The 10,770-nt window shown below is 55.0% G+C and carries 6 protein-coding genes; 3 read left to right on the top strand and 3 right to left on the bottom strand.

What is annotated here, in order from left to right; all coding sequences use genetic code 11:
• The first annotated feature begins 330 nt into the window (after positions 1–330).
• Together NE562_RS02305 and NE562_RS02300 are read left to right on the top strand one after the other, a co-directional pair.
• A complete protein-coding gene (locus tag NE562_RS02305; RefSeq protein WP_280960778.1) occupies positions 331–1,110 on the top strand; it encodes a sporulation initiation factor Spo0A C-terminal domain-containing protein in 780 nt (259 codons plus the stop codon).
• 69 nt (positions 1,111–1,179) lie between these two features.
• Positions 1,180–2,106 (top strand): YitT family protein, encoded by a 927-nt coding sequence (locus NE562_RS02300; RefSeq protein WP_280960777.1) that lies wholly within the window; start codon positions 1,180–1,182, stop codon positions 2,104–2,106.
• Between the two features lie 64 nt (positions 2,107–2,170).
• Here the strand turns inward: NE562_RS02300 and NE562_RS02295 are convergent, their stop codons facing one another.
• Entirely contained in the window at positions 2,171–5,263 is a 3,093-nt protein-coding gene (locus NE562_RS02295; protein ID WP_330645824.1) for an S-layer homology domain-containing protein, read from the bottom strand.
• Positions 5,264–6,778: 1,515 nt separating this feature from the next.
• Here NE562_RS02295 and NE562_RS02290 point away from each other — a divergent pair.
• Entirely contained in the window at positions 6,779–7,168 is a 390-nt protein-coding gene (locus NE562_RS02290) for a hypothetical protein (protein WP_280960775.1), read from the top strand.
• Here the strand turns inward: NE562_RS02290 and NE562_RS02285 are convergent.
• Both NE562_RS02285 and NE562_RS02280 read right to left on the bottom strand, forming a co-directional pair.
• Positions 7,165–9,459, bottom strand: coding sequence for an S-layer homology domain-containing protein (locus NE562_RS02285; protein WP_280960774.1), 2,295 nt, complete (start codon positions 9,457–9,459; stop codon positions 7,165–7,167). The two genes, NE562_RS02290 and NE562_RS02285, sit on opposite strands and share 4 nt — an antisense overlap.
• A gap of 410 nt (positions 9,460–9,869) precedes the next feature.
• Positions 9,870–10,742: a DegV family protein gene (locus NE562_RS02280; RefSeq protein WP_280960773.1), complete on the bottom strand. Its 873-nt coding sequence runs from the start codon at positions 10,740–10,742 to the stop codon at positions 9,870–9,872.
• Positions 10,743–10,770: the final 28 nt, after the last annotated feature.

Here is a 10,770-nt window from a genome sequence, read left to right as displayed (position 1 = left end):
TCCCGGCGAAGCGCTGTTCGGGTAGCGCGTGAACTAACATATTTTCTCTATTTTATCATATTTCCCGCTGGCCGTAAATGCATCTGTGCGGCAAAGGACGGAAATAAAATTTTTTGTCATGTACGATGATATCTTGACATACGCTTATGGTATAACCTGTATGGGCGCTCAAAAGATAACAGTTGGTGCGGTTTTGTTTCTATATGTCGGCGCATGTCGGTAGATGTCAACATGTTTTTCGTCGAAAGTAGTCGGATGCCTTGAAGATTTTTATGAAATATGGTAATTTATAGACAGGAAAAAAATTCATATTTGAAGGTGGCGGGAACAATGGAAGAGCCTAAGAGGATCATCCGTGTGCTGCTCGCGGAGCGTGATGACGAATTTCGGAGAATCGTGGCGGCGGCAATGGAGCAGTGCGGCTGGATTGATCTTATCGCATCGGTGAAGGATGGCGCGGAAGCGCTGCGCATCGCATTGGAAAAGCGGCCGGATGTTGTCGTTCTCGACGCGATGCTGGCGCAGCTGGACGGCGTGACAATCGCGGCGCTCCTGAAGAAAGAACGGCTGCCGATCGACGTTGTACTGCTGACGTTTTTCGTCAGCCCGCAATTCAGCCTTGACTGCCACTATTTGAAAGTAGCCGCCGTTTTACAAAAGCCCTTGCTAACGCAAACCATTTTAACGCGGCTGGAAGTGCTGCGGGACAGCAAGGGCCAGCAGCAGGAACGGGATCAAGAATTGCTTTGGCAGAAAAGCGTGGTCAAAATGATGCATGTGCTTGGCATTCCGCAGGGAACCAAGGGCTACCTTTATATCAATAGAGCGATCCTTTATGATTTGATGCATGAAGGCGCGGCAAGCAACATCACCAAGCAGATCTATCCCGAACTGGCCGCGAAGTTTGATAATAAGCCGGAAAACGTGGAACGCGTCATTCGCAACGCCATAGAAAAGATCGTGGAAAAAGGCAATCGGGAACTGCTGGAAGAGTATTTTGGCCCGGTATCGACTTGGAAAAAGGGCCATCCGACAAACGCCGCATTTATCGCCCGCGCTTCCGAGCTGCTGCGGCAGGGTGAAATAGAACAAATGCTGCAAACAGATTGAACAAAAAAACGCGCGCGCTATCTTAAAAATTTGGTTTAAACGTGCTATAATAAAAGCATCGGTAGCCTTATGAAAAAGAAGCGAGGTGCGGCGGCAATGGGACAAACGGATAAACCGGCGGAAAAACGTGCGGCGCAGGCGCATGCCGGGCGGGAAATGGCAAAGCGTCTGGCGCTTGTGATCTTGGCCAGCGTGCTCATGGCGATGAACATCAAAAGCTTTGTGGAAGCGGGCGGCCTATTCCCAGGCGGATTTAACGGCCTGACGCTGCTGATCCAGCGCAGCGCACAGCAGTTCGCGGGCATTACCCTTTCGTTTACGCTGATCAATTTTTTGCTCAACGCGGTGCCCGCGGTTATCAGCTTCCGGCTAATCGGCAAGCGCTTCACCATTTATTCCTGCCTGATGATCGTGCTGACCAGCGTGTTGACCGACCTGATCCCTTCCATGCCGCTGACCAACGACGTGCTGCTCGTCTGTATTTTCGGCGGCTTGATCAACGGGTTTGCGATCAGCCTGTGTCTGCTGGGCCGGGCGACGAGCGGCGGCACGGATTTCATCGCGGTGGCGCTTTCGGAACGCCTGAATATTGATGCTTGGAATTATATTTTAGTCGGCAACGCGGTGATGCTTGGCATTGCCGGCGTGCTCTTCGGCTGGGATAAGGCGCTGTATTCGATCATCTTCCAATTCGCCTCCACGCAGGTGGTCCATATGATCAACCCGCGCTATAAGCGCACCACGCTGTTCATCATTTCGGACAGGGCCGCGCAGGTATACGAAAACATCAAGGATACCACGCACCACGGCGCGACGCTGTTTCGCGGCACCGGCCTGTATAACGGTACCGAGCGGGATATGATCTATTCGGTCATTTCGGGCGATCAGGTTAAACGCATCACCAAACAAGTGCGCGAGATCGATCCGCATGCGTTCATCAATATTTTGAAAACCGATCAAGTCGCGGGCAATTTTTATCAGCGCCCGCACGACTGACAAGCCTATCATATACAAAAAGCCCCGCGCAGTCGCGCGGGGCTTTTTGTATGCCTTGTCAAGTTTATTGGACCAGATACCGCATCAGGATGGCGGATACCTCGGCGCGCGTGGCGGAAGCCTTGGGGTCGAGCAGGCCACCGGGCTTGCCGGTGAGCAGGCCCTCGTCCACGGCCCAGCGCAGCGCGCTTCCGGCATAAGAGGACGCCTGCGCCGCATCCGCAAAGGACAGCGCCGCATCGTTTACGGCCGGGCTGCCCGCGTAGCGGTACAGCATGGCGGCGAGCTGTTCGCGGGTGATGGGGGAAAGGGCGTTCTTACCGTCCGATATCCCTGCGTTTTGCGCCCATACCATGGCTTTTTCGTAGTAGGTCGCGCCGCCGGATACGTCTTGCCCGTCCAGACGCGCCAGCACGGTCATCAGCATGGCGCGCGTCATGTCGCTGCCGGGACTGAACGTGTGTTCGCCGGTGCCGCTGAACAGCTCGCGCGCCGTGGCAAAGGCAACGGCGGTGTGCGCCCAGTGATCCGCGGGCACATCGGAAAAGTCCTTTGCGTTCTCCGAAAGGGTCAGCGTGGCGTCGCCCGTCAGGGTGACGACCAGCGTGTCGCCTGTGACATAGGCGCCGGGCAGCAGCGTGCCGTCCGCCCTTACGATCAACGAGGGCTGCGTAACCTGCACGCTAGCGGCGGTCTTGCCGTCCGCCAGCGGCGTGCTGGTGTCGGGGATCAGCAGCTTGCCCACCGGTACGCGCAGCGTGATACTGCCAAGGCCGGTAACGGCTTTGCCGTCCGCCTTTACGGATAGGCGGATGGTGGCGACATTTCCCGCTGAATCGTTTGCGGCAGGCGTGACCGACACGGAGAGTAATAGCTCCTTCGCGTTTGCCACCGTGCTAAGCAATTCAGGCGGCAGCGTGATCGAGCCTGCCGGGGTTTCAATGGAAAGCGGCTGGTCCTGTGGGATCGCTTTTGCGGGAACGGTGGCCGCCGCTTCGGCCGTGCCGTCCGCTGTAACGCTTGCTTCGGATTTGATACCGGAAGCGGTCTCCGTCTTGGCGGTAACGGAACCATCGGGCTTTGTTACGGTTTCGCTGGTCGAGCCGTCCTTTTCCTTGACGGTTTCGGTTATGGTGCCGTCCTTTTGGGTCTCCGTTACTGTTGTGGAGCCGTCCGTAGATTTCGTGGTCTCGGTAACTGTGCCGGTAGTTGGATCGGTGACCGTCGTGGTGACGGAACCGTCCGCCCCTGTCGTCGTATCGCCTTTGGAGGTGTTGGTATTGACGCCGCCACCGCCGCCGGAACCGCCGCCGCTCGGACGGTGATAGGGCTCGGCCAGCACGGCAATGGTTTTCTGCGCGGCGGTGTAGGATTTTTCGCCCGCGGCAAGGGAAGAAGTAAAGGTATAGCTGCCGTTTACCCCTTCCGGCTTTTCGGAAGTACCGCCCACCGGCGCGGTATAGGATACCTGCGTAACGGTGACGGCGATCGATCTGTCATTGACCGCGGTCTCCGCAAGGCCCTTGACATAGGCGGCGAGCGCCTCCTCGCCGGCAACCGAGGTGTCCGCGTAAGCGGCCGCGTCCAATCGGGCGCACGCGTCCTCGAACCCCTGCTCGGCTTTGTTTTTCAGCACAAGCGTGCCGTTTTCAAAATAGCACTTATAGGCTTCATCCGCCGTCATAGCAAGGCCGTTCAGCGTTGCCGGGAAGGTGAGCTCGCGGGTACCGTTACAGTAACCGTTGGCTTCAAGCGTCGTCACTGTCATAGCGGTGTTCGGCGCGGTGGCAATACGTACCGGCTTGTCCGCCGTAGCGGTGCCGTCCACTTGCACCGCACCGCCGAACGCGCCTGAGAGGGTGAGCGCCGCGCCACCCTGAAGCGTCAATATGGACGGACCGCGATCCTTGGGGTAGGCTGTTGTGCTGGTGTTCTTGGGATCCTCGGGCTGGAAGCTGTCATATAGCACCATTTGATTGGCGGCGCCAGATTTTGCGGTTTTATCAGAAACGGTAAGCGAAGCGCCGTCCGCCACGGTGATGCTTGCACCCGGCATAAATTTTAGACGCTCGTTTACCGTCCACGCACCGGAAGTCAGAATAAAATCCATATCGCCGTCGATGGGGTAAAGGAAGCTGGAGGTGCTCAGATCCATGCCGACGATCTCGAGTGTGCTGGACTCGATCGAACCGCCGCCGGAAAGCACTAGTTTTTCACGGTCCGTATTCGGGTCATAGGTCTTGACAACCGATCCGGTATGTTGCCGGATTAAGCCGTTTTTCGGATCGACCTGCGGAAATCGGGTGTAATAGTAGCTACCGGAAGCGTTCATTTTCACTGTGCCGGTCAGGCTGCCGCCCGCCTGAATCACGGTCTTCGCCTCGATGTTATGCATATCCACCTGATTCATCGGATAAACCTCGGGGAATACCTCGAAGGCCTGCGAACCGCCGCGCCAGTTGCGTACCACATACAGGTCGCGTATCTCGCCGCCGGGCAGAGCGGTGACGGTGCCGCTGCCTTTTATATAGCCGCATACGTCCAATAAGCCGCCGGACGAAACGTCTATGCTGCCCGCAAGGTTGATCTGCGCAAAGCCGCCGGTCACATCCATATCGTAGTGTCCTGCCGCGGGTCGGCCTGTTACGGCGTTGACCAGTACCGAGCCGTTGATGGTGAGCGTTTTATCGGCGGGGACCGTTAGCGTGCAAAACCGCTTGGCGTTCGGTGAAACACCGGTGTTCGGCTTGGTTTCGGTGCCGTCCGGATTATAGCCGGTGGAAGCATTGTAGCCGGTGTCGGTTTGGGCATAAGGAATTAGAAGGGTTACGCCCGCGGGCACCGTGATATTTTCCGGCAGCGTATAATCGTGCAGCAGGCGCACGGTACCGCCGGTTTGTGAAAGCGCTTCAAACGCTTCGGGTAAGCTGTCGTAAAGGTTCAGGCCCGCCTGTGCAATGCTTCCGCCGGGATCGGCGAATAAGGCGGTAATGGATTGATCCTTTCGCGCGACAAAAGAATAGGTGGCTTCAGCGGATAGCAGATTGTTTTCCGCGTCCAACCAGCCGAGAAATTGGTTGTTGCCGGTGGGAGAGGCTGTAAGCGTTATGAGAGTACCAATCGAGATTGCGTTCGTTCCCGGCTCAAGGCCACTCACTGTGCCGCCCTTAGAAACATTGAGTATAATACTTTTAGTACCCACTTCGTATTTCAGGTTAGAAAGTGCGGCATAAGAATTAGGAACAGTACCTGCATCCATATTTTCGTAGTTGATTTCGATAGACTTTGGTGTATTGGAGGATGCTACTTCGATCGGAAGCTCGAAATGCGTCCAGCCTTTTTTACCACTGATAGAAAGTTGCTGGACATTGTCGCTCTTCACAGTAAAAGTGTTTCGGTCGCCGCCATCGACCAGATAATCGAAGGATAAAAGTCCGGTATGCTTTGCGTGAAGTTTTAAGTTAGATTCCGGGAAAAGTTCCCCATCGTGCGCAATCCTGTTAGTCGTGGTGAAAACAGTGCGATCTGGCGTGCTGGCCGAGGGATCGTATTGCCATGGAAAGGCTTTGTTGTGATATAAATCGATTGGGCTGTTGTTGTCGATATTAAGATCACTTTCGGAAAAGTCCCACGCCTGTTCAAACAGTATCGTAGGCCAAATAGCTATGGTGCGAACAAACGTATCGCTCGCGCCTTGCGTGCAGAGCACTTCAATATTATGGAGTTGACTACCCGGTGTCAATTCGTAGCTAAAAGGAGCGGATAAAACGGTTTTGGAGCCGTTATCAACGATTGCAATACTGTCATACTGTGTTTCACCCGGTGTAACTTTGACTTGCCATTGACGATCTTGATCTGTACCATAGGCTTGCGACCACCAATTGTCCTGTGTAGTTAGGCTGTCACTGCCACTGGCAGGCACCCAACTGCCCGATTCGTTTTCACGCGTCAAAAGTTCTATTTTGTCTGGTGTGGGGGTAAACCATTCAGAGGAGAAAATGGCATCATAGGTATCGGGGTCTGTGATAAGCCACCCAGTAAATTTTTTGTCTTGGCTAGAATCAAACTGATTTACTGCTTCACCCTTGCTGTTTGTAACAGTCCATCCATGCATGGAAACATCGTTACTATCGGGCCAAAAATATAGGTCACAAGATGAATAAAGGGGGACGACTGTTGAACATGGCGCGAAGAAATCGTATCCGAAGTCGTCGTTATGTCCAAAAAGTGTCATTTCACCATGGTTTTCGTGAAATTTTAAATTGATCGTGGCCTTATATGGGTCGGGTAGGCTATCAACAGATGAATAGATACGTATATTAGAAATAAAAGCCCGGCCAACTGTATTGGAATCCTGTGAATTATGTATATGCTCTAGCCATAAGTTTGGCTTAAGCGCATTAAATTCTGATAAATCAATCACTGCGGTCTGCCATTCGGCATTGGAAAGTGAGGCGACATCAGAAAAGTCAATGCGATTGTCACTAGGAATTTTACTATAATATTTTGCGCCTCGAAATGAGGTTTTAGATAAATCAGGTGTCATATAATGATTAAATGTGGAAGCGTCTTTTGAGGCTAATACATAGTCATATACTAGGTAACACTCTTTGTCAAAACCAATGGCTAATGCAGAAGTAACACCGGCGGTGTTATCGCTTTGCCATACCACATGGCCATTATGGTTAAAATCAGCTTTTTCCCAAGAGTATCCCTTCCGGTTGGCATTGTTTTTGAAGGTCGCCGTTATATCGGTATCGCTGTAGGTAATCAGGCCGCTGTAATCAGCGGTATCTGCATCGGTATAGTACTGGATTGTAACATTAGTGGGCGCGGGATCGTTTTGTTGGATAGTATCAGTGCATTCAAGATCAGCAACTTTAGCATCGGTTACCGCCAGCGCGGGCGCCATGCCAGTGAGAAGGCAAGCGGAGAGAAGCAAGCTGATAAGTTTTTTGCCGATAGGTTTCATTTCGTATTCCCCCGATTTCATTTAGTAAAAAAGCCCGAGGAAAGCCGTAAAGCGTTTCCCCGGGCTCTGGAGCAAGGAGGCTTAGTTTAAGCGGTGGTATATACAAATGCTACGGTATATTTGTATTCGTGACCGCCGCGCGAGGTGACGACTACGTCCACCTTCTGCGCATTGAGAACGGAAAGCTTGGTGTTGCCGCCAACCTTTTTATCGCCGTCCATCAGACCGGAGTTCTTGATCGCTGCGACCAGCGCAACCAGATCCTTATCCTTGATCTGATCGTAGGTCAGCGCATCACTTTCGCCGATCTTCAGCGTCGTGAAATCATTATACTTGGCCAGCTCAATAGCCAGCGTGTCGCTCATGATGGTGTAAACGTCCTTAACGGACTTGTCGCCATCGGTAATGTTGACGGTCAGCGTGTTATCGGCCCACTCGCTGGTAGCTACATCGGTCAACTGGTCGAATACAGCCTTCATGCTTTCCTGTGCGCGCCCGTTGATCGCAGCATCGGACATATCCTTGAAATGCAGCGTGTAAGGAACGCTGTAGTCCGTGCCGCGGCTTGAACCGTTTAAGGTAACGGTCAAATCCTTGCCTACTACATCGGCCAGCGTTTTGCCGCCCGGAATCCAGCCCTTTATGGCAGAAATGATCTGGGTGCTCAAATCGGCATTGTCCGCCGCGATCGAGATATTGTCAGAATCCGCGATCTTGATCGTGGTAATCTGGCCGTAGTCCTGCACGATTTTAATAACGGGCGAGAGCACATCCTGTGCCACGCTGGCGAGACCCTTGGTTACGTCGTAGATCTCTACATCCACGCTTACTTCGTAAATATCGCTGTTTTCCACCGCTTCAGGATCTAGCAGAGTGGCATAGTCCATGTTATCGTTAACTTCCGGAATCTTGGCTTTGACCGCGGCCAGCAGATCGGCACGGAGCGATTCAGCGGACGGTGCGGAAGAACCACCGCCACCGCCGCCGCCACCGCCGCCGGTGGTCGTGCCGCTGGTCGAACCGGTTTTGCCGGGTTCTACCGTGCCCTTATCGGTCTTGACCGCGTCCGCGCCTTTATCAACGGTGATGGAGGTGCCGGGGGTCGTTACCTTCGCGCCGGTCGAGCCTGCCTGCGCCTCTACCTTGGTCACCTTGCCGTCGCCCTTGACTTCGGTGTTCGCGGCGGCGGTCTGTACCTTGGCGATCGTCGCGCCCTTTTCGGCGGTCACGGTCGCGTTATCGCCCTGTACGGCCACGGTGTCTACCTTGCCTGCTACGGTCAGCGCCGTGTTCGCGGCGGCACTGTCCACGGTCACGGTCTTAACGGTGGAGTTTTTGTCCACGGTCACATCCGCACCCGCCGCGGAGACGACGACCTCGTCCACCTTGGCGTTTTGCAGCACAACCGGCACGTTCGCCGAAGCGATTTCGACCTTGCCTACCGTGCCTTCGATGATCACATCGTCCTTACCGTCGTCTACAACGATGGTCTGCACCTTGGCGTTGCCCTCGGTCGCGACGCGCACGTTGCCGTCTACCTTGGAAACAACGACCGTGCCGATCTCGGTCGAGCCGGAAATAATGATCGAGTGTACGCCGCCGCCGCGAACGACCAGACGGCCGGAAACCTTGCTGTCCCGAATGGTGACGTTGCCGTCGCCCACGCCGTCGCCAAGGATCAGATCGCCCTTGATGTCGGCCTTGTCGAGCACCGCGCCCGCTTCACGCACCATCGCGTTGCCGTCCGCCGTGCCCGTGTATTCCTTGGGCAGGTAGGCGGAAACGAGGTTGTCCGCGATCTGCGCGAACTCCGCGCGGGTGATCGAAGCGGTCGGATTGAGTTTGCCGCCCGAACCGTTCACATAGCCCGCCTCGGTAAGCGCCGCGACCGGGCCCTTGGCCCACGAGGAAACAGCCGAGGCGTCCGAGAACTTCGAGAGGGAAGAAGCGCTGCCGTCCGCAAGGCTGAACGCGCGCGCCAGCACGGTGAACGCTTCCTGCCGGGTGATGGCGCTGGCCGGGCTAAGCTTGCCGTTCGAGCCCTCAAAGGTGCCCATATGTACGGCCTTTTGCATATCCGCATAGTACCAAGCGCTCGCCGGAACATCGGTATAAGAGGAGATATCCGCCGTCTTGGTCGCGCCGAAGGCGCGGTTGACGATAGCGGCCAGTTCCGCGCGGGTGAGCAGGCCGGAGGCGTTGATCTTGCCGTCCGAACCGTTCAGCAGGCCGTTGTTAATCGCGTTTTCCAAGGCGGGGCGCGACCAGTCGCTCGGCATGTCGGCAAAGTCCGACGGCGAGGCGGCGAACGCGCCCACGCTCAGCGAGGACAGCACGACCGCGGCCGAGACCAGCCCGGCCAGTTTTCTGTGTAACTTCATTGAATCACTCCGTTCTGAATTCATTAGTTTGCCATTGCCTTACCAGTTTCAGACGGCATCAACCCCCCCACCCCTTATTGTTGGCAAACGACAACGGCGGCTGGGGCTTCCGCGCACAGCGGTGCTAACCGCCGTGGCGTTGCGGCCCTGCTATTCAAAGAGTTTGCCGTTTGGTTACCACATAATGTGAATTATGTGGTGTTTTTATTATGAGTTCATTTGCATTGTAGCACAGGCCCTCTAATATTGCAACCGGGTTTGCTTGTATTTTTGTGAAAAAGACACAAAACTGAAAGGGAATTTAAGGGCCTAAAAGTATAATTAACCGGCAAAAGCACCACATAATTCACATTATGTGGTGCTTTTTGTTTAAAAATATGGAAATCCTTTTTTCGGATACCGCGGTAAAGTTACTCCGCCTTGCGCTCGCCGCCGATAAAGAAGACCGCAAGGATGCCCGGACCGGCATGCGTGCCAATCACGGTGCCGCAATAGCGGATCTCCGACCGAACGGCGCCATGCTCGAGCAGATAGGCGGCAAGCGCCTCGGCATCCTCTATACAATCGCCGTGGCAGATGCGGACGATCTGCTTTTTGTCCGTCATTTCGCGCAGCGCGCGGCTGCCGAGGTATTCAATGGCTTTTTGACGCCCGCGTACCTTGTGGCCGACGCCCAGCTTGCCTTCGTTATTGACCCAAATGATCGGCTTGATGCCGAGCAGTCCGCCGACCACCGCGGTCGTTTTGGAAAGGCGGCCGCCGCGGTGCAGATGCTCCAGATCGTTTACCGTAATCAGGTGGATGATGTGCAGGCGCATTTGGCGGATGGCTTCGGCGGTCACCTCCACGGTGCAGCCGCTGTCGCGCAGCTCGCGCGCGCGGTCAAGCAGCAAAAACTCGCCGCCGGTTGCGGAGAGCGTGTCCACACAGACGATCTTGCGATCGGGATAGGAGGGGGCGAGCTCGTCCCGCGCCATGCAGCCAGCCTGAAACGTACCGGAAAGGCCGGAGGAAAAGCCGATATACAGCACGTCCTGCCCGGCGTTCAGCGCATCGCGGAAAATCTGCAAAAAGGTTTCCAGCTTGGCTTGCGAGGTGACGGACTTTTTGCCCTGCCGCAGCAGATCGTAAAACTGGTGGAAGGACACGGTCTGTCCGCAATCCTCCTCAATGGTGCGTCCGTCAATGGTAAAGGAGAGCGGCGCACATTTGATATCGTGCGTTTCAAAATATGAGGCGGATTCGTCGATCGTGGAGTCGGTCACCAAAACAAATGGATACATAGCGGTTTTCCTCTTTTCCGCGGCATGT

Source organism: Butyricicoccus faecihominis (assembly GCF_024462775.1).
Lineage (GTDB): Bacteria > Bacillota > Clostridia > Oscillospirales > Butyricicoccaceae > Agathobaculum > Agathobaculum faecihominis_A.
Note: the sequence above shows the minus strand (reverse complement) of the source record. Positions and strands in the feature narration are given on the sequence as shown.